The sequence below is a fragment of the Halomonas profundus genome, assembly GCF_020865425.1.
Lineage (GTDB): Bacteria > Pseudomonadota > Gammaproteobacteria > Pseudomonadales > Halomonadaceae > Vreelandella > Vreelandella titanicae.
The window spans coordinates 1,445,719-1,465,138 of sequence record NZ_CP086344.1 but is presented as its reverse complement, the minus strand read 5'-3'; the positions used below and the strand labels follow the sequence as shown (position 1 = coordinate 1,465,138).

The 19,420-nt window shown below is 55.6% G+C and carries 15 protein-coding genes; 11 read left to right on the top strand and 4 right to left on the bottom strand.

The window, feature by feature from the left end; all coding sequences use genetic code 11:
- Positions 1-105: 105 nt before the first annotated feature.
- A complete protein-coding gene (locus tag LMS44_RS06650; protein WP_278371886.1) occupies positions 106-3,366 on the bottom strand; it encodes a DNA translocase FtsK in 3,261 nt (1,086 codons plus the stop codon).
- Between the two features lie 131 nt (positions 3,367-3,497).
- Between LMS44_RS06650 and aat the strand changes: the two genes are divergently transcribed.
- The 3 genes from aat to infA all read left to right on the top strand — a co-directional run bounded on the left by aat (position 3,498) and on the right by infA (position 5,392).
- Positions 3,498-4,244: a leucyl/phenylalanyl-tRNA--protein transferase gene (gene aat / locus LMS44_RS06645; RefSeq protein ID WP_009288042.1), complete on the top strand. Its 747-nt coding sequence runs from the start codon at positions 3,498-3,500 to the stop codon at positions 4,242-4,244.
- 63 nt (positions 4,245-4,307) lie between these two features.
- On the top strand, positions 4,308-5,042 hold the full coding sequence (locus LMS44_RS06640; protein WP_022520421.1) for an arginyltransferase: 735 nt from the start codon (positions 4,308-4,310) through the stop codon (positions 5,040-5,042).
- Positions 5,043-5,173: 131 nt separating this feature from the next.
- On the top strand, positions 5,174-5,392 hold the full coding sequence (gene infA / locus LMS44_RS06635) for a translation initiation factor IF-1 (RefSeq protein ID WP_007111068.1): 219 nt from the start codon (positions 5,174-5,176) through the stop codon (positions 5,390-5,392).
- A 191-nt stretch (positions 5,393-5,583) separates the two neighbouring features.
- Here the strand turns inward: infA and clpA are convergent, their stop codons facing one another.
- The 3 genes from clpA to LMS44_RS06620 all read right to left on the bottom strand — a co-directional run bounded on the left by clpA (position 5,584) and on the right by LMS44_RS06620 (position 10,881).
- The gene (gene clpA, locus LMS44_RS06630; protein WP_278371889.1) at positions 5,584-7,860 is read right to left on the bottom strand and encodes an ATP-dependent Clp protease ATP-binding subunit ClpA; all 2,277 of its coding nucleotides are present in this window, start codon (positions 7,858-7,860) and stop codon (positions 5,584-5,586) included.
- 139 nt (positions 7,861-7,999) lie between these two features.
- Complete coding sequence (clpS, locus tag LMS44_RS06625; RefSeq protein ID WP_035538640.1) at positions 8,000-8,308, bottom strand: ATP-dependent Clp protease adapter ClpS; 309 nt, start codon at positions 8,306-8,308, stop codon at positions 8,000-8,002.
- 338 nt (positions 8,309-8,646) lie between these two features.
- Positions 8,647-10,881: an NADP-dependent isocitrate dehydrogenase gene (locus LMS44_RS06620; RefSeq protein ID WP_278371890.1), complete on the bottom strand. Its 2,235-nt coding sequence runs from the start codon at positions 10,879-10,881 to the stop codon at positions 8,647-8,649.
- A 175-nt stretch (positions 10,882-11,056) separates the two neighbouring features.
- Between LMS44_RS06620 and LMS44_RS06615 the strand changes: the two genes are divergently transcribed.
- The 8 genes from LMS44_RS06615 (at position 11,057) to LMS44_RS06580 (ending at position 19,184) form a co-directional block, all read left to right on the top strand.
- Complete coding sequence (locus tag LMS44_RS06615) at positions 11,057-11,692, top strand: pseudouridine synthase (RefSeq protein WP_159176430.1); 636 nt, start codon at positions 11,057-11,059, stop codon at positions 11,690-11,692.
- The gene (locus LMS44_RS06610) at positions 11,692-12,132 is read left to right on the top strand and encodes an NUDIX hydrolase (protein ID WP_159176429.1); all 441 of its coding nucleotides are present in this window, start codon (positions 11,692-11,694) and stop codon (positions 12,130-12,132) included. The genes LMS44_RS06615 and LMS44_RS06610 overlap by 1 nt, the downstream gene beginning before the upstream one ends.
- Before the next feature lie 82 nt (positions 12,133-12,214).
- Complete coding sequence (mnmA, locus tag LMS44_RS06605; RefSeq protein WP_278371893.1) at positions 12,215-13,402, top strand: tRNA 2-thiouridine(34) synthase MnmA; 1,188 nt, start codon at positions 12,215-12,217, stop codon at positions 13,400-13,402.
- Positions 13,399-14,037: a high frequency lysogenization protein HflD gene (hflD, locus tag LMS44_RS06600; protein ID WP_027959684.1), complete on the top strand. Its 639-nt coding sequence runs from the start codon at positions 13,399-13,401 to the stop codon at positions 14,035-14,037. Before mnmA ends, hflD begins: the two co-directional genes overlap by 4 nt.
- An 83-nt stretch (positions 14,038-14,120) precedes the next feature.
- Positions 14,121-15,506 (top strand): adenylosuccinate lyase, encoded by a 1,386-nt coding sequence (gene purB / locus LMS44_RS06595; protein ID WP_009288038.1) that lies wholly within the window; start codon positions 14,121-14,123, stop codon positions 15,504-15,506.
- 63 nt (positions 15,507-15,569) lie between these two features.
- Positions 15,570-16,760 carry a cupin domain-containing protein gene (locus LMS44_RS06590; RefSeq protein ID WP_278371895.1) on the top strand — a complete coding sequence of 397 codons (1,191 nt, stop codon included), beginning with the start codon at positions 15,570-15,572 and terminating at the stop codon, positions 16,758-16,760.
- Positions 16,760-17,185, top strand: a complete 426-nt coding sequence (locus tag LMS44_RS06585; RefSeq protein WP_278371897.1) for a GNAT family N-acetyltransferase — start codon at positions 16,760-16,762, stop codon at positions 17,183-17,185. The genes LMS44_RS06590 and LMS44_RS06585 overlap by 1 nt, the downstream gene beginning before the upstream one ends.
- A 400-nt stretch (positions 17,186-17,585) precedes the next feature.
- Positions 17,586-19,184 carry an isocitrate lyase gene (locus LMS44_RS06580; protein ID WP_041157875.1) on the top strand — a complete coding sequence of 533 codons (1,599 nt, stop codon included), beginning with the start codon at positions 17,586-17,588 and terminating at the stop codon, positions 19,182-19,184.
- The last annotated feature ends 236 nt before the right edge of the window (positions 19,185-19,420 follow it).

Sequence of the window (19,420 nt, the reverse complement as noted above, 5' to 3'; positions counted from 1 at the left end):
ATGGCTAACTCAAAAACGTAACAATCAGACGAGAAAAACGCCGCAGGGTTTCACCCGCGGCGCTACTTTCACGCTTATTGCATAATTGTGGCTTTCATCAAGCGGTTAGTGGCCCACCGGAGGCGGGGCAAGCACTTCCCGAGCACCGTTAGAGCCCATAGAGGTCACCACACCGGCGCCCTCCATTGCCTCAACTAAGCGAGCGGCCCGGTTATAGCCAATTTTAAAGCGACGCTGCACGGCGGAAATCGAGGCTTTGCGCGTTTCAGTGACAAACTGCACGGCTTCATCGTAGAGCGCATCCTGCTCCGCATCGTCGCCATCCCCCCCCTCAGCCTCAAGACCCGTTAAGGCATCGGCGGATACGCCACCAGAAAGGATCTCTTCGATATACTCGGGTGCTCCACGGCGCTTCCAGTCATCGACCACGCGGTGTACTTCGTCATCGTCCACAAAGGCACCGTGGATGCGGTTAGGTGGTCCGGAACCTGCAGGCAGATAGAGCATGTCACCATGCCCCAACAGACTTTCAGCGCCGCCCTGATCCAGAATGGTGCGCGAATCAATTCTGGATGAGACCTGAAACGCCATCCGCGAAGGAATGTTGGCTTTGATCAAGCCAGTCACAACATCCACCGAGGGGCGCTGGGTAGCCAGAATCAAATGGATACCTGCGGCGCGTGCCTTTTGCGCCAAGCGCGCAATCAGCTCTTCGACTTTTTTGCCGACGATCATAAACATATCGGCAAACTCGTCGATCACCACGACGATGTAGGGCAGTTTCTCCAGCACTGGATGCGGCTGATGCACTTCCCAGGGCTGCGGTTCCCAGAGCGGGTCTGCCACTTGGGCACCGGCGCGCTCCGCTTCATCCAAACGGCCATTGAAGCCCGCGATGTTGCGCACACCCATGGCCGCCATGAGCTTGTAGCGGCGCTCCATCTCGGCCACGCACCAGCGCAGGCTGTTGGCCGCTTCTTTCATATCGGTGACCACGGGCGCCAGCAGATGGGGAATGCCGTCATATACCGACAGCTCCAACATTTTCGGGTCGACCATGATCAGCTTTAGCTCACTAGGCTTCGCTTTAAGCAGCATTGAGATCAGCATGGCGTTAACGCCCACCGACTTACCCGACCCGGTGGTACCGGCTACTAGCAAGTGGGGCATCTTGCCCAGGTTGGCGACCACAGGGCTGCCACCAATATCTTGGCCTAACGCCATGGTGAGTGGTGATGTCTCCTGCTGGTAACGGTCGGAGTCGATAACTTCGCGCAGGCGGATCATGGCCCGGTTGGGATTAGGTATTTCAATCCCCACCGTGGGACGCCCTGGAATAACCTCGACCACTCGCACACTTTTCACCATCAGGGAGCGCGCCAGGTCTTTGGCAAGGTTACTGATTTTAGACACTTTGACGCCCGCGGCGGGCTTGATCTCAAAGCGGGTAATCACCGGCCCAGGCCAGGTATCCACCACTTCCGCTTTCACACCGTATTCGCGCAGCCGCACTTCAAGCAGCTCAGCCATATCAGCCAACTGCTCGTCACTATAATTGGGTTGATACGGTTCTGCAGGTGTCAACAGCTGCAAGCTCGGCACGTCGCCCTCAGGTTCGTCCAGAGTTTCAAAAGCAGGCCGCTGGCTCTGCAAATGCTCCACGGTCCACAGGGCGGGGCCTTCATCCGCCTCTGGCGTGCTCTCTTCGGGCGCAAAGCTGGGTTCTTGGCGAGCTGCTGGGGTGGGCGTGGACGGAGGAGTAGTCGTTGAGTGCGCTCCTCCATCGCGGCCTTGGGCATACAGCTCATCATCCATCTCTTCATCGTCCCACACCGGCTCAGGCACTACTTCCGCTACACGTTCAGGTTTACGTGCAGGCTCAGGCGCGGTGACGCGCTCAGGGCTCCAGGCAGCATCAGTGTCACCAATATGTGGCTCACCAACACGTGGTTCAGCTTGGCTGCTGCTGGGATCAGCGGTGAGTGATGGCTCACTGCGACGCTCAACGGGCGCGGCATGAACAGTCTCTTTCTCGGCGGGCGCCTCATCGCTGGCAAAGAAGTTACTCCTGGCAGGCGCCGGAGGCTCTTCTTGACGAGTAGCACGCAGCGGGAAGGAAGTCTCGGCTTCTTTGGGTTCATCACCGGGCGCAGGTGCTTGAGTCTCAGGCGCTGCTGACGTTACCTCTGCCTGGACAAAGGCATTTTCCCGCGGCGCTGGGGGTGCCGCTGCTCCCTCCTCTTCTGCCGTTTTAGCCGCTGGCGTCACTGACGGGGCTGCCCCAGGCGCTGAAACCGTCGGCTCCGCGGTAGGTGTCGAAGAGATAGGCGCGGGTGTTTTAGCAGGCACATGCTTATTACTTGAAAACGCTGCGGCCTCCCAGGGAATCGAAGTATCCGTGGTTTCGTTGCTATTTGAAGGACTCGCTTCTGACGCATTGCTCTCTGAAGAGCTGTTCGCCTCACGACTGGAAAGTGGTACAGAGAAGCCTGGCTCACGGCGTTCGCGGCCACTGGGGCTTTTGCCTACTGGCTCTGCCGCAGGCTTTATCTCAGCGGGTGCAGCTTCAGGTTTAGCTTCTTGAGACTGCGCTTCAGGCGCTGCTTGAGGCTTGGCCGCAGTTTTGGCAGTTTTAGCAGCCGCTCGCTGAGCAGCGCGCATACGACGCGCTTGGCGTCGTGCCGATAACCAGCTACCCAACCGACATATGCGCTTGCCGAGCTCATCAGCCACTTGCAGCCACGACATACCGCTAAACAGCGGAAAGCCGCTTAAAATTAACGCCGCAGCGATTAAACCAACACCACCACTTCCCACTAAAGGCCTTAACGCACCGACCAAACCTTCGCCCAAAATACCGCCTGAGGCATAGGGCAGTATGCTCTCAGGGTGATAAAAGTGCAGCGCCCCCAACATGGTCGTGCCGAAAATAAGTAGCACTAAGCCACCCGCATGGACAGCAATTGCCACGGGGTCGAGTTCAAAACGTACCTGGCGTGAGCGAATCAGCCACCAAGCGGCAAAGCCGAACATACCCGGCCACCACAAAGCGCTGGCGCCAAGCAGTGAGTAGAGAACATCGGCCAGCCAAGCGCCAACCTGCCCCATCCAGTTACCCACATCTGTCTCAGGGCCCTGATAAGACCAGCCTGGGTCAGAGGGTTGGTAACTAAATAGCGCTAATAATAAGAAAACACACAGCGCCAGCAGGATCACCACTACGCCTTCGCGCACGGAGCCTTGTAAGCGCAGGCCAAAACGACGAGCCTTATCCTTTGCGGCGTTAACGCGCGCAGCTGAAGCCGATGATGGTGTTTGACGCGCGCTACGCTGCGTTCGCTTGTTTACTGCTTTATTCACTTTCAAGCGACTCTCCCTTTACACCTCAATGGCGTCTTTAATCCACTTGCGAGTTTGCATGATACCGAGCATCCTTCCGCCGTCACAGAGGCTATCGTAAAGCGCTCAGCACAAGAACGTCGTAACAGGAGCAAGTAATGCTACCTTGGCTTTCCTCGCCACATCCTAATTTTCCAACTACCTCCCAAGCGCTGGCCTCCCCCAATGGCCTGCTGGCCGCCGGAGGGGAGCTCTCGCCCGCTTGGCTGGTAGAAGCCTATCGGCAGGGCATATTTCCCTGGTTCAGCGACGACGACCCCATTTTGTGGTGGAGTCCAGACCCGCGCATGATACTCCTACCTGAGCAATTTAAGCAGCGTCGTAGCCTCACCAAACGATTACGCCATGGTGGCTTTCATATCACCCTGGATCAACACTTCGATCAGGTGATTCAGGCCTGCGCCGCCCCGCGTGGTGAAGAGGCGGGCACCTGGATTACAGACGAAATGCGCGAGGCCTACGGGCTGCTGCATGCTCTAGGTATTGCTCATAGCATCGAAGTCCATCAACACGGCCAATTGGTGGGCGGGCTGTATGGCATCGCCATGGGGCCGGTGTTTTTTGGCGAGTCGATGTTCTCCCACGCCCCGGATGCTTCGAAGGTAGCGCTGGCCCATCTCGCCAGGGCCATGCGCGAACATGGCGGAAAACTCATCGACTGCCAAATGCACACGCCTCATCTGGCAAGCCTGGGCGCTATTACAGTCGCTCGCGAGGCATTCATCAACTATCTTAAAAACTGGTTACCCGATAAGGCATTTACGTTTACCACGTCACCCACTGAAACACCCACTGTTCCTGCATCGCTCTGGCTTAAGGCGATTGCCACCGAGGGTAATGCGTAGTGATGAACCATCGTGACGAACTTATTCTGTTCCAACCATTTTTTTACAATGAGGAGGCAGGCCGTGAGTAGTAACACTCCGCGTCGGCCGGTGCGGGATTTGCGCTTTTTCCTTACCGTGCCGCATGCCTGTAGCTATTTACCCGGCAAGGAAGCGACAACGCTGTTTCTCGACCCGCAGGAGTCGCCCGTTCCAGGTGTCTATGACTCGCTGGCGCTGCTAGGGTTTCGTCGCAGTGGGCGCCATCTTTACCGCCCTCACTGTGAGGGCTGCAACGCCTGCCGCTCGGTGCGTATTCCGGTTGACCAGTTTGCGGCTAACCGCACACAACGAAAAATTTGGCGCCGCAATGCCGATATAAACGTCCGCATTGTACCTGCTCACTTTGCATCTACTCACTACTCGCTTTACGCGAATTACATTCGTCAGCGCCATGCTGACGGCGATATGTTCCCGCCCAGCCGCGAGCAGTACCGCACCTTCCTTACCCTTGATGAGTCCTATGCCCATCTGATGGAGATGTACCTCGACGAAGAGCTGGTTGGTGTGGCTGCATTCGACCAGTTGGAGCATGGGCTCTCGGCAATCTACACCTTCTTTGCCGTTAGCGAGACTCTGGATAAGCGCTCACTAGGCACTTTTGCCATTCTTCAGCTCATCGAGCTCAGCCGCGAAAAAGCGCTGCCGCACCTTTATTTAGGGTATTGGATCGAAGAGTGCCGTAAGATGCGCTACAAGCAGGCTTTCGCGCCATTGGAAATACTCGATGGACGCCATTGGCGGCCGCTGATTCGCTAAAAATGCCAGCTTTTTTGCCTTGACGACGGGCTTACGGCACAATATAGCGCTGTTTCTTGAGTGCCCACCTAGCGGCACTCAAATTCTGACCGATAATGACATTACTAACTCATCAGTGAGGACATGCCTATATGGCACGCGAAGATCATATTGAAATGGAAGGCGTTATCGTCGATACCCTTCCGAATACCATGTTTCGGGTTGAGCTGGAAAACGGTCACGTTGTTACCGCTCATATCTCCGGCAAAATGCGCAAAAACTATATCCGCATTCTGACCGGCGACAAGGTAAAAGTTGAGCTGACACCTTACGACCTGTCTAAAGGCCGTATCGTTTACCGCTCGCGCTAAGTCGTTACACCATTAACGCGCTCGGCTGATTTTAACTGCTCCAGCTAGACTGTCCTTTAACGACAGCGCCGATCAGCGTCAATGGCGGTTCACTAAAAACGACAACGCCCCGTCGATGACAGGGCGCTGCGTTTTTATGCATATAGCATGAGTATTAGAAAGATAGCTTTTAGCACGGCTTAGCGCCCTTTTCAGGGCGCATCTGCCATCTCAGTCTCTGTGGAAAGGTGCAACTCGCCCTCCTCCAGGCTAACGTGGACAATACCGCCCTGATCAGCCAGTTCTCCGAACAGAATCATTTCGGCTAATGGCTTCTTCAGCTTCTCTTGCATGAGGCGCGCCATTGGGCGTGCACCCATGTCAGGATCGTAGCCTTTATCGGCCAGCCAATCCCGCGCCATGTCGTCTACATCCAGCTGAACACGCTTCTCATCCAACTGCGCCTGTAGCTCGATCAAGAACTTGTCGACCACATTGCGCACCACCGAGACCGGCAGCGAGTGGAACTGAATAATACCGTCCAGGCGGTTGCGGAACTCCGGTGAAAAGGTACGGCGGATCACTTCCATGGCATCGGTGGAGTGATCCTGGTGCTGGAAGCCAATGGAGCGACGCGACGCCTGCTCCGCACCAGCGTTAGAGGTCATAATCACGATAACGTGACGGAAGTCCGCTTCACGCCCGTTGTTGTCCGTTAAGCGGCCATGATCCATGACCTGCAGCAGCAGGTTAAAGACTTCCGGGTGCGCTTTCTCAATCTCGTCCAACAACAACACGCAGTGCGGCTGCTTGGTCACCGCTTCAGTCAGTAGACCACCCTGGTCGTAACCGACATAGCCTGGAGGCGCACCAATCAGGCGCGATACGGTATGGCGCTCCATATACTCGGACATATCAAAGCGCACCAGTTCAATGCCCATGATATGCGCCAGCTGTTTGGCCACTTCGGTTTTACCCACACCGGTGGGACCTGCAAACAGGAAGCTACCAACGGGCTTATCGGGAGATTTAAGCCCGGCCCGGGACAGCTTAATAGCCGCAGAGAGACTATCAATCGCCTCATCCTGACCGAACACCAGCATCTTCAGGTCACGATCCAGCTTCTCGAGCAGCTTGCGGTCGGAGCTTGAAACACTCTTCGGTGGGATACGTGCAATGGACGCTACCACGGCTTCCACTTGCTCGACATCGATCGTCTTGGCGCGCACTTCTGGCGGCAATAGACGCTGGTGAGCCCCTGCCTCGTCAATCACGTCAATCGCTTTGTCGGGCAGGAAGCGGTCATTGATGTAGCGATCCGCTAAGCGTGCGGCACTTTCAAGCGCACCATCGGTGTACTTAAGTTCGTGGTGCTCTTCAAAACGTGAACGCAACCCTTTGAGGATTTTGATGGTGTCTTCCACCGACGGTGCCATCACATCCACCTTCTGGAAGCGCCGTGCCAGAGCACGATCTTTCTCAAAGATGCCGCGGAACTCCTGGAACGTAGTCGAACCAATGCAGCGCAATTCGCCCGAAGAAAGCAGCGGCTTGAGCAGATTGGACGCATCCATCACGCCACCAGAGGCGGCACCTGCACCAATCACCGTGTGAATCTCATCAATGAATAGCACAGCGTTAGGCTGCTTGCGTAGTTCGCTCAGCAGGCTTTTGAGGCGTTTTTCAAAATCACCACGGTACTTGGTACCGGCCAGTAGCGCGCCCATGTCCAGCGAGTAGACCACTGCATCGGCAATAACATCGGGAACGTCTTCTTCGACGATACGCTTGGCAAGGCCTTCGGCCACTGCGGTTTTACCTACACCCGCCTCACCGACTAACAACGGGTTGTTTTTGCGCCGACGGGCCAGAATTTGTACCACGCGCTCAAGCTCGTGGTCGCGGCCAATCAGCGGATCAATTTTACCCAGCCGTGCCTGTTCATTGAGATTGGTAGCGTAACCAGTGAGCGGATGCGCAGCGCCCTCACTGCCACCCTCCTCCGCGTCTTCACTCTCAGGTGAAGAAGGCGAGGGAGACGGCCCGTGACCGGCCACTTTGGAGATACCATGGGCGATGTAGTTGACTGCATCGACCCGCGCAACGTTCTGCTGCTTAAGGAAGTATACCGCCTGACTCTCCTGCTCGGAAAAGATCGCCACCAACACATTGGCACCGGACACTTCGCTTTTGCCAGATGACTGAACGTGGAAGACCGCCCGTTGTAAAACACGCTGAAAACCAAGCGTGGGCTGGGTCTCACGATCACCCTGGCCTTCTGGAATCAGTGGCGTAGTCGAGTTAATAAAATCCTGCAGATCGGACCGCAGCTTGTCGAGGTTAGCCCCGCAGGCCTTCAGTACGTCTACCGCTGAGGCATTATCTAGCAACGCTAGCAGCAGGTGCTCAACGGTCATAAACTCATGGCGCTTTGAGCGCGCCACGGTGAAGGCCGTGTTCAGGGTCATTTCAAGTTCTTTGCTCAGCATGGCAGTCCCCTTTTCGCTACTACCTAGGGCGTGTCGCCACCTAGGGCTTGCGTCGGATCAATTTAGTCGACCGGCACTCTCAACATCGGGTACAAATGGCACGGTTGCAAGCCTCACCACCAATTATTTCTCAACGCTTTTAATTGGCGGCCTCAATATCACTTATCAACGGGTGCTCACACTCACGGGCATATTCATTTACCTGATAGCTTTTTGTTTCGGCTATATCGCGCGTAAACACGCCACAAGTGCCCTTTCCTTGGGTATGTACGGCGAGCATGACCTGAACGGCCGTCTCGCTGTCCATGTTAAAAAAATCTTGCAGCACTTCAATGACAAATTCCATCGGCGTGTAATCGTCGTTGTGAAGCACTACCTTATAAAGCGGTGGTTGCGCCAGCGCCGGTTCTGCTGACTGTACCGCTATATCACCATCTTCATCGGGCATATCTGGCCGCGTCATCCCCGCTTTTACGGGTAACACGGTCAAGTATGAACTATCTTGGTTGGGCATAAGCTGCACGGTTGGTTGTCTCGACACTGACCGATGGAAGCGTTTATCAGACCTCACATCGCCAATTCACTAGTGTAGTTTCTTAACTGTAGCCTCTTAACTACTATAATTTCTTAACTACTATAGCTTATTAGCCTAAACGTAAGACGCTTTCGATCAGCAAGGGTTCATGGAAAACTTAAAATATTACAGAGCGCAATAGCGAGTGCAATGCAAAACCCCCGCCCGCCAAGCGGACGGGGGTCATTCAGCCTAATCACAGGCGGTCTCTATTAGCCTTTTGCGACCATGGCAAGCGTTTCGTTGAGAGTCTGGCTGGGGCGCATCACCTTAGCCGTCAGCTCGTGATCCGGGTGGAAGTAGCCACCAATATCCGCAGGCTGGCCCTGAACGCTGTTCAATTCATCGACAATGGTCGCTTCTTTGGCCGTTAGCGCGTCAGCCAGGCGTCCGAACAGCGTCTGCATTTCGCTATCTTCGCTCTGCTCTGCCAACGCTTCAGCCCAGTATAGCGCCAAATAAAAGTGGCTGCCGCGATTGTCCAGCTCACCCACTTTGCGCGACGGCGACTTGTTGCTATCCAGGAACTTGCCGTTCGCCTGATCGAGCGCTTTGGCCAGCATTTTTGCCCGAGCGTTATCGAAGGTGCTGCCCAGGTGTTCAAGGGATGCCGCCAGGGCCAAAAACTCGCCCAGCGAGTCCCAGCGCAGATGGTTCTCTTCCAGCAACTGCTGAACGTGCTTGGGAGCAGAGCCGCCAGCGCCGGTCTCAAACAAGCCACCGCCATTCATCAATGGTACGATTGAGAGCATCTTGGCGCTGGTGCCGAGCTCCATAATCGGGAACAGGTCAGTCAGATAGTCGCGCAGTACGTTACCAGTGACGGAGATAGTGTCTTCGCCCTTGCGGATACGCTCCAGAGAGAAGCGCATGGCCTCTTCTGGCGTCATGATACGAATATCCAGGCCAGTGGTATCGTGCTCTTTTAAGTAGCTCTCGACTTTCTTGATCAGTTGAGCATCGTGGGCGCGCTGGGCGTCCAGCCAGAAGATAGCCGGCGTTCCGCTTTCGCGGGCACGATTAACCGCCAACTTCACCCAATCGCGAACCGGGGCATCCTTGGTCTGGCACATCCGCCAAATGTCGCCCTGCTCAACGCTGTGCTCAAGCACTACATTGCCGCTGGTATCGGTGACACGTACGGTACCGTCGGTAGGAATCTGGAAGGTCTTATCGTGGGAGCCGTATTCTTCAGCTTTCTGGGCCATCAAACCTACGTTGGGTACGCTACCCATAGTCGTCGGATCAAAGGCACCGTGCTGTTTGCAATCATCGATGACCGTTTGATAGATACCGGCGTAGCAACGATCAGGAATGACGGCTTTGACGTCGTGCAGTTGGTCATCGGCGCCCCACATTTTACCGGAATCGCGGATCATCGCCGGCATGGAAGCATCGATAATCACATCGCTGGGCACGTGCAGGTTGGTGATCCCTTTATGGGAGTTCACCATCGCCAAACGCGGGCGCTCGGCATAAAGTGCTTGAATCTCATCCTCAATCTGGGTCTGGCGCTCTTCCGGCAGTGACTTAATGGCCGAATAGAGGTCGCCGATACCGTTATTGGGGTCGAAGCCCGCCTGCTGGAGGTCATCTGCGTGCTTACTCAGCACGTCCTGATAAAACTCGCTGACCACCATACCGAACATGATCGGGTCAGAGACCTTCATCATGGTCGCTTTAAGGTGCAGCGAGAACAGCACGTCTTTGGCTTTTGCGTCAGCGACTTCGTCGGCCACAAAACGACGCAGCGCGTTACGGCTCATGACCGCAGCGTCGACGACTTCGCCTTCCAGTACCGAGGTTTTCTGCTTGAGCACCGTGGTGCTGCCGTCTTTAGCGACCAGCTCGATCTTGAGATCGGTGGCTTTTTCAATCAGCGCGGACTTCTCGCTGCCGTAGAAATCGCCTTCACTCATATGCGCCACATGGGACTTGGAGTCGCTGCTCCACTCACCCATGCGGTGGGGATATTTGCGGGCGTAATTCTTGACCGACAGCGGAGCGCGGCGATCCGAGTTACCTTCACGCAACACCGGGTTAACGGCGCTGCCTTTAGTTTTGTCGTAGCGCGCCTGAATGTCTTTCTCTTCATCGCTTTGGGGCGCTTCAGGGTAGTCAGGAAGTTTGTAACCCTGCTGCTGCAACTCTTTAATCACCGCCTTTAGCTGAGGCAGAGAGGCGCTAATGTTGGGCAATTTGATAATGTTAGCTTCTGGGGTCTTGGTCAGTTCGCCAAGCTCCGCCAGGTGATCGCCGATCCGTTGCTCTTCGCTCAGATAGTCAGGGAACTGAGCAATGATGCGAGCGGCCAGGGAAATATCGCGGGTCTCTACCTGAATGCCGGCAGAATCGGTAAAGGCATCGATAATCGGCAGTAGGGAGTGCGTCGCGAGCGCGGGCGCTTCGTCAGTGAGCGTATAGATGATCTTCGGCGTTTTGGTCATTTTTGCGTTAACCTCTCTCTTTTCGCTGCGATGGCAAGAAATCTTGAGCGGAGCGCGAGCTCAACGATGGGCGCCCCATCAGGTAGCCGGAGTATACCAGCGCTGCCCGCCGTGCGCATTGTCGACATACCCATTCCTGAGAGTGAATAGAAAGTAAAAAGGCCAACGAGAAGTCATGAGCAACCTTTATTTACTGCATAAGCCTTTCCAGGTACTGAGCCAATTCAGCGACCGTGAGGGGCGGCAAACCCTGGCGCATTATGTCGATGTGAAAGATATTTATCCCGCAGGACGGCTTGACTACGACTCTGAAGGCCTACTGCTGCTCAGCGATGATGGCGAGCTGATTCACCGCATTTCTCATCCGCGCCATAAGCAGCCCAAAACCTACTGGGCTCAGGTGGAAGGGCAAATCGATGACACGGCATTGAAGGCGTTGCGCCAAGGCATTGCGCTGAAAGATGGCCCAACGCAGCCGGCCAAAGCGCACAGAATAGATCCGCCTACGACCGCACCACGCCACCCTCCCATCGACCCCAAACGCCACCCCTCGACTAGCTGGCTGGAGCTAACCATAAGCGAAGGCCGTAACCGCCAGGTTCGCCGTATGACGGCCCATGTCGGTTACCCCACCCTGCGCTTGATTCGCGTAGCGATCGGCCCCTGGCGGCTGGATGGTTTGGCACCTGGCGAATGGTGCAAAGAAGCCCTACACGCGCCCAGACCGACGAATACGCCCCCAAGTCAGCGACGAATTGCTCCGCGAAAAGATCAGCGTAGGCGGCCCACCACAAAACGCAGGAACCCCTGATGAGCCTTATTCGCAGCACGGCGGCCTGCGTCATCCAGCAGGGCGAGCGCTTTTTGATGGTAGAAGAGCAGCGGGGCGGCCCGCAAAGTGTGTTTAACCAGCCCGCTGGGCATATTGAACCCGGCGAAGGCCCCATAGCAGCCATTCTGCGCGAGGTACTGGAAGAGACTGCTTGGCAGGTATCGCTCACCGGATATCTGGGTTTATACGTATTTCATACCAACGAAGGGCAAACGTTTCACAGCCACGGCTTTATTGCCGCACCGCTTCATCAACTCGACCTCCCCCTCGACCCGGATATCTTTGCCACCCATTGGCTTACCATTGAGCAAATACGGTCGCTAGATCAGCAGGCGCGCCTACGCAGCCCGCTGGTACTCAAACGTATCGAGGATGCACTCAGCGAGCCTGGCTATCCCCTGTCGGTGATTCGCGAGTGAAGCACTCGAAGCCATTACCCCCCATCGTGTATAATCCTCGCCCAACTGCACACTGCTTATTTGCACCCTACTTCAACTGAGGATGCCCATGTCATCCACTGAACCAACTACGCCAGGCTCATCCACCACTGAGTCATCCGCCACAGCCGCTAATGGCAAAGTGATTGTCGGTATGTCCGGCGGCGTCGACTCGTCCGTTTCGGCCCTTCTCCTCATGCAACAAGGCTATGAGGTCGAAGGCCTGTTTATGAAAAACTGGGATGAAGACGACGGAACCGAATATTGCACGGCCAAAGAGGATCTCGCCGACGCCGAGGCGGTCTGCGCCAAACTGGGCATTAAACTGCACACCGCTAACTTTGCCGCCGAGTATTGGGATAATGTATTCGAGCACTTTTTAGCCGAATACAAAGCGGGCCGCACGCCCAACCCGGATATTCTGTGTAACCGGGAGATCAAATTTAAGGTCTTCCTTGAGTACGCTGAAATGCTCGGAGCCGACAAAATCGCCACTGGTCACTATGTTCGTAAAGGGCATGTTAGCCAAGGCGATGGCGATGTTCGCCCGCGCCTGCTGAAAGGCCTGGATAGCAATAAAGATCAAAGCTACTTCCTGCATGCAGTGCCAGAAGCCTCCATTGCCCGTACCCTGTTCCCCGTAGGTGAGCTGGAAAAGCCCGCCGTACGCGCGCTTGCAGAACAGCACGATTTGATCACCGCTAAGAAAAAAGACTCCACCGGCATCTGCTTTATCGGCGAGCGCCGGTTTCGCGATTTCCTCCAGCAGTACCTGCCCGCCCAGCCCGGTACCATTGAAACGCCGGATGGCGATGTCATCGGCAAACATATGGGGCTGATGTACTACACCCTGGGCCAGCGCCAGGGTCTAGGCATTGGCGGGCTTGCCAACTACTCCGAAGACCCCTGGTACGTGGCGGCAAAAGATCTTGATCGCAATGTACTGATCGCGGTGCAGGGTAAGCATGACCAGTTGCTCTACTCCGATACCTTGGTCACAGAGGCCATGGATTGGGTGGCGGGTGAGCCGCCGGTTCAGCAGGGGCGCTTTACCGCCAAGACGCGCTATCGGCAAAGCGACTGCAGCTGTGAAATGCGCGCGCTGCCCGACGGTGGCGTTGAGGTCACGTTTGACGACCCGCAGTGGGCGGTCACCCCTGGCCAGTCGTTGGTGCTTTACGATGGCGACATATGCTTGGGCGGCGGCGTTATTCGCGCTACCTGGAAGAAAGCCGCGGAGGCTGCTGCATGAATCCTACCCCGATTCATCGCGCCCCCGATTCTCCGGCAGTCCGCCAAGCACTTGCCCTTGCTGGCGTCTTTCAAGCCGCCAGCCTGGTCGATGAGCTGGCTCGCACCGGGCAGGTCGACACCCGCGCCTGGGAAACGCTGATTGAGGCCACTGTGGATACTAACCCGGAAAGCTTCGAGGCGATTTATGGCGGGCACCCCAATAATCTGCGCCGCGGCCTGGATACCTTAGAAGCCCTGGTGGGGCGTAAGCAGGCGAACCCGGTGGTGTTGCGCTACGGTTTTTCGCTGCTGATGCTAATGAATAAGCTGCGTACCAATAACGACATGATGGATTCACTGGGCCAAAAATTAACCCGCATTCAGGGTCAAGCCGAGCACTTTGGCACTACCCATGAAAACGTGGTGGCCAGTCTTGGGGAAGCGTACCAAGAAACGATATCCACCTTTAAAACCCGCATTGTGGTGCAAGGGGATCCATCACTGCTGCAGAGCCGCATGATGCCTGAGCGTGTACGCGCTTGCTTAATGGCGGGGATTCGCTTTGGATTATTGTGGCACCAGCAAGGCGGTCGCCGCTGGAAACTGGTATTCCAGCGTAAAGCGCTACGCCGGGCACTGGATAGCCTCAACTAGACGGCTACTCTGTTCTCGATCGACGTCTTTTCAATTAACTTGCTCTCGACTAATTTTCTTTCGAACCTCCTGGAAACGATGCCATGCAACTCTCCGCTTTGACCGCCCTCTCCCCCGTCGACGGCCGCTACGCCTCCAAAGCCGCCGCCCTGCGCGAACACTTCAGTGAATTCGGCCTTATTCGCGCCCGTGTGATTGTGGAGGTTCGCTGGCTACAGCGCCTGGCTGAGCATGCTCAGATTACCGAGGTACCGCGCTTATCTGCTGAGGCTACCGCGTTCCTTGAGCAATTGATTCGTGAGTTTTCTATCGCGGATGCCGAACGCATCAAAGAGATCGAGCGCACCACCAATCACGACGTCAAAGCGGTTGAGTACTTCCTAAAAGAGAAGATTGCAGGCCAAACCGAGCTGCATGCGGTCACCGAATTTATTCACTTTGCCTGCACCAGCGAAGATATCAACAACCTCTCTTACGGCGTAATGCTCAGCGACGGCCTGAACGCCATGCTGCCCACCATGCACGAGGTTGCCGATGACATTGCCAAGCTAGCCATTGCCCACGCCGCCCAGCCGATGCTGTCGCGTACTCACGGTCAAACCGCCACCCCGACCACGCTGGGCAAAGAGATGGCCAACGTGGCGTACCGCCTTAAGCGCCAGCTGAAGCAGATCGAAGCGGTGGAAGTGCTCGGCAAAATCAATGGCGCTGTGGGCAACTATAACGCCCACCTGACCACCTACCCGGAGATCGATTGGGAGGCCAATGCGCGTACCTTTGTGGAAGGCTTAGGGCTGACTTTTAACCCTTACACTACCCAGATCGAGCCCCACGACTATATCGCCGAACTGTTTGACGCCATTTGCCGCTTCAATACGATCCTGATCGACTTCGATCGCGACGTTTGGGGCTATATCTCACTGGGCTACTTTAAGCAGCGCACGGTTGAGGGCGAAATTGGCTCCTCGACCATGCCACATAAAGTCAACCCGATTGATTTTGAAAACTCCGAGGGCAACCTGGGCCTGGCCAACGCTGTGCTTAGCCACCTTGCGCAAAAGCTGCCGATCTCCCGCTGGCAGCGCGACCTGACTGACTCCACCGTGCTGCGTAACCTTGGCGTAGGCTTGGCATATGGGTTGATTGCTTACCACGCCAGCCTCAAAGGCATCAGCAAGCTTGAAGCCAACCCTGAGCGTTTAGATGCTGATCTGGATAACAGCTGGGAAGTGCTCGCCGAGCCGATTCAAACGGTGATGCGCCGTTACGGTATTGAAAAGCCCTATGAAAAACTCAAGCAACTGACTCGTGGCAAACGTATTGACCAAGCAGGCTTTGCGGCGTTTATTGATACCCTTGAACTGCCCAGCGAGGTCAAAACCGAATTGAAGGCGCTCTCACCGGCCAACTATATTGGTAATGCCCAGGCGCAAGCCGAAGCACTGACACATCAGCTAAACTCTCTGTAACCCATTTGTTGTGACCAACTTGCTGTGACCAACGTTGCTGCGACCACTACACCAGGACACGCCATGAACCATCACGATAAGCCGCTAACACTGCTGGGCGATCTTACCGCTGCAGACTTTCTGGCCAATTATTGGCAGCAAAAGCCGCTGCTGATTCGTGGCGCCATGCCCGACTTCATCAGCCCGATTGAAGCCGATGAACTGGCTGGACTCGCCTGCGAGCCTGGCGTAGAAGCGCGTTTGGTTGAAGAGGAGGGCCCGGATGGCCCTTGGCAGGTCTCCCACGGCCCCTTCGATGAAGCCACTTTTGAACGGCTCCCGGAAAAAAACTGGAGCCTTCTGGTGCAAGCGGTTGACCACTATGTTCCATCGGTGGCTGCGCTAATGAATGAGTTTGACTTCCTACCTCGTTGGCGGCTCGATGACGTGATGATCAGCTACGCACCTCCTGGCGGAAATGTGGGTGCGCACATCGATCAGTACGATGTCTTTTTACTCCAGGCCAGCGGCCACCGCCGCTGGCAGCTGGGCGGCAAGCTCACGGAAGATGCGCCGATCATCCAAGGTATCGATCTCCGCATCCTGAAAGAATTCACCGTAGAGCCCGACTCCGACTGGGTGCTTGACCCCGGCGACATGCTTTATCTCCCTCCCGGCTGGGCGCATCACGGCGTTAGCCAAAGCGATGACTGCATGACCATTTCAGTTGGCTTTCGCGCTCCTTCGGCCGATGAGGCGATCACCTCCTACGCCGACTATTTGGGTGAGCAGTTGCCTGCCTCTCAGCGTTACAGCGATGCGGGCATGGCGCCTGCTCAGCAGGTCGGTGAACTGGACGACGCAGCCGTTGAGCGTATGCGTCAGCTGATTATGTCGACGCTGGATAACCCCACCCAAGTCGCCCAGTGGTTTGGTCGAGTAATGACCCAGCCAAAATATGTCGACCAAGTGGTACCACTTGAAACGCCGATGGACGAAGCGGCGCTTGTTGCTCAACTACAAAAGGGCGATCCGCTCTACCATATGCCCGGCTCACGCTTTGCCTGGCGGCGCGACGCCAGCGGCACCACGCTGTTTGTCGATGGCGACGGTCACGCCTGCTCGACTGAGCTAGCCAAGCGACTTGCCGACACCAAACCACTCTATGCCCAAGACCTTGAGCTTGACGGTGCCGCTACGCTCATCACGCAGCTGGTCAATACCGGCAGCCTTGGCTTTATGGGCGATGAAGGTGAGGACGACGAGGAGTATTGATGGCCATCACCCACATCAGTACCGGCGACTGGGAGATACTGGGTCAGGCTGCCAGCGAAATCCGGCGCAAGGTATTTATTGAAGAGCAAAACGTACCTCAGGATGAGGAGTGGGATGGTTTGGATCCTGAATGCCAGCACTTTCTCGCCATGCTTGATGGGCAACCAGTAGGCACCGCGCGATTGCTGCCCGACGGACATATCGGCCGCGTTGCGGTGCTCGCCGAAGCGCGTGGCTCAGGCATTGGCGTACTGCTGATGCAGGCCGCGATTGAAGCGGCACGCCATGCGGGCCACGCCCAAGTGGCCCTGAGTGCCCAGGTACACGCACTGGCGTTCTATGAGCGTCTAGGCTTTATCGCCCATGGCGGTGAGTTTCTGGATGCAGGCATCCCTCATCGAGAAATGACGCTTTCGCTCGATTAACAAGCCCTCTTGATTGATCTCTAGCACTGCCTCGGCAGTGCTTTTTTATGCGCTCTTGCCGCCATCTTGACGAAAAACGACTACACAAACCCTCCCTTCCTCTACCTCCCTGTCGTCGGGTTACAACGGCCTCTGCCCCCAAGTGTCAATTGTTGAAGGCGCCATCCTCGTGGATAGTTATTGCATTGCAGCGTTAAGCGGATTGGGTCAATCCATCAAGCTCAACGCTGTAGCTGAGGTCTCTAGCGTTACTGCTTCCAGCTTTCAAGACGTTTGCATGAGAGACGATTGACCTAGAGACACAATCACGAAAATCAATAATGCTAAATACAACTTCGCAGGTGCAGCATAAGCAAAAGCTGATTTGCGAAACACTATCCAGCCCGAAGAGGATAAGCTCATGACAGGACTGCTCGACGATATCAAAGCCATGGCCCAACTACGCGAAGCTCAAGGCGGCAAGTGGGAAACCATCAAACCTGAGTATGCCGCTCGCATGCGTGCACAGAACCGCTTTCACACTGGCCTGGATATTGCGCGTTACACCGCCAAGATCATGCGCGAAGATATGGCCGCCTATGATGCCGATACCGCCCAGTACACCCAGTCGCTAGGCTGCTGGCACGGCTTCATTGGTCAACAGAAGCTAATCTCGATCAAGAAGCACTTTGGCACCACCAAACGTAGCTACCTCTACCTTTCCGGCTGGATGGTTGCCGCGCTGCGCTCCGAGTTCGGCCCGCTGCCCGACCAGTCGATGCACGAAAAAACCTCCGTCGCGAACCTGATCGAAGAGCTCTATACCTTTCTAAAACAAGCCGATGCCTGGGAGCTTAACCACTTGTTCCGCGCCCTCGATGAAGCCAAAGAGGCTGGCGACAAATCAAAAGAGCAGGAACTGATCGGTAAAATCGATAACTACGAAACTCATATCGTACCGATTATTGCTGATATCGACGCTGGCTTTGGTAATGCAGAAGCCACCTACCTGTTAGCCAAAAAGTTTATTCAAGCGGGCGCCTGCTGCATCCAGTTGGAAAACCAGGTCTCTGATGAGAAGCAGTGTGGTCACCAGGACGGTAAAGTTACTGTGCCCCACGAGGACTTCCTGGCCAAAATCAACGCCGTGCGTTACGCCTTTTTGGAACTCGGCATTGAAGATGGCGTTATCGTTGCGCGTACCGACTCACTCGGCGCGGGCTTGACGCAGAAAATTGCCGTTACCAACGAGCCAGGCGATCTCGGCGACCAGTACAACAGCTTTTTGGACGGCGATGTGATTGAAAACGCCGCCGATATCAACAACGGCGATGTGGTCATCAAGCAGAACGGCAAACTGGTTAAACCCAAGCGCCTCGCTTCGGGCCTCTACCAGTTTAAACCCGGCACCGGCGAAGACCGCGTTATACTGGACTGCATCACCAGCTTGCAAAACGGCGCCGACCTACTGTGGATCGAAACCGAGAAGCCCCACGTTGGCCAGATCGCCAGCATGGTCAACCGCATTCGCCAGGTCGTGCCGGATGCCAAACTGGTCTATAACAACTCTCCGTCGTTCAACTGGACGCTCAACTTCCGCCAGCAGGTATTCGATGCATGGCAGGAAGAGGGTAAAGACGTTTCCGCTTACCAGCGTGACAAGCTGATGAGCGCAGAGTACGACGAGACCGAACTTGGCCAGCTGGCCGATGAGTGGACACGCAATTTCCAGCGCGACTCGTCTCGCGAAGCGGGCATCTTCCACCACCTGATCACGCTGCCAACTTACCACACGGCTGCCCTGTCTACCGACAACTTAGCGAAAGGCTACTTCGGCGATGAAGGTATGCTGGCTTACGTGAAAGGCGTACAGCGTCAGGAAATTCGCCAAGGGATTGCAACCGTTCGCCACCAGGATATGGCAGGCTCCAATATCGGTGATGACCATAAAGAGTTCTTCCACGGCGATGCCGCGCTCAAAGCCGGTGGCAAAGACAACACCATGAACCAGTTTGGCTAATTAGCAGGTTTCAACGCCATAGTTCACTATGTCCCCCTGCAACAGGAGGCCTTCGGGTCTCCTGTTTTTGCTTGGTTATACGTATTTGCACACTGTTTTCTTAATACGCTGTTAAACTCTCGGTTAAGCTTTTTTTGGCGACTGCTCTACCAACTTTGATCTTTTTTCATGAACGCTGGTCAAAGCCGTTAGCATCGGCTATCTTTAACGAACACTGTTCTATAACTACGTCTACT

Excerpts from the sequence above, each read along its gene's own strand:
- clpS (WP_035538640.1), bottom strand. The coding sequence starts at position 8,308 with ATGCCCGATGAAGATGGTGATATAGCGGTACAGTCAGCAGAACCGGCG.
- LMS44_RS06590 (WP_278371895.1), top strand. The coding sequence starts at position 15,570 with ATGAACCATCACGATAAGCCGCTAACACTGCTGGGCGATCTTACCGCT.
- LMS44_RS06580 (WP_041157875.1), top strand. The coding sequence starts at position 17,586 with ATGACAGGACTGCTCGACGATATCAAAGCCATGGCCCAACTACGCGAA.
- infA (WP_007111068.1), top strand. The coding sequence starts at position 5,174 with ATGGCACGCGAAGATCATATTGAAATGGAAGGCGTTATCGTCGATACC.
- LMS44_RS06610 (WP_159176429.1), top strand. The coding sequence starts at position 11,692 with ATGAGCCTTATTCGCAGCACGGCGGCCTGCGTCATCCAGCAGGGCGAG.
- LMS44_RS06620 (WP_278371890.1), bottom strand. The coding sequence starts at position 10,881 with ATGACCAAAACGCCGAAGATCATCTATACGCTCACTGACGAAGCGCCC.
- mnmA (WP_278371893.1), top strand. The coding sequence starts at position 12,215 with ATGCCCATGTCATCCACTGAACCAACTACGCCAGGCTCATCCACCACT.
- purB (WP_009288038.1), top strand. The coding sequence starts at position 14,121 with ATGCAACTCTCCGCTTTGACCGCCCTCTCCCCCGTCGACGGCCGCTAC.
- aat (WP_009288042.1), top strand. The coding sequence starts at position 3,498 with ATGCTACCTTGGCTTTCCTCGCCACATCCTAATTTTCCAACTACCTCC.
- hflD (WP_027959684.1), top strand. The coding sequence starts at position 13,399 with ATGAATCCTACCCCGATTCATCGCGCCCCCGATTCTCCGGCAGTCCGC.
- LMS44_RS06585 (WP_278371897.1), top strand. The coding sequence starts at position 16,760 with ATGGCCATCACCCACATCAGTACCGGCGACTGGGAGATACTGGGTCAG.
- clpA (WP_278371889.1), bottom strand. The coding sequence starts at position 7,860 with ATGCTGAGCAAAGAACTTGAAATGACCCTGAACACGGCCTTCACCGTG.
- LMS44_RS06615 (WP_159176430.1), top strand. The coding sequence starts at position 11,057 with ATGAGCAACCTTTATTTACTGCATAAGCCTTTCCAGGTACTGAGCCAA.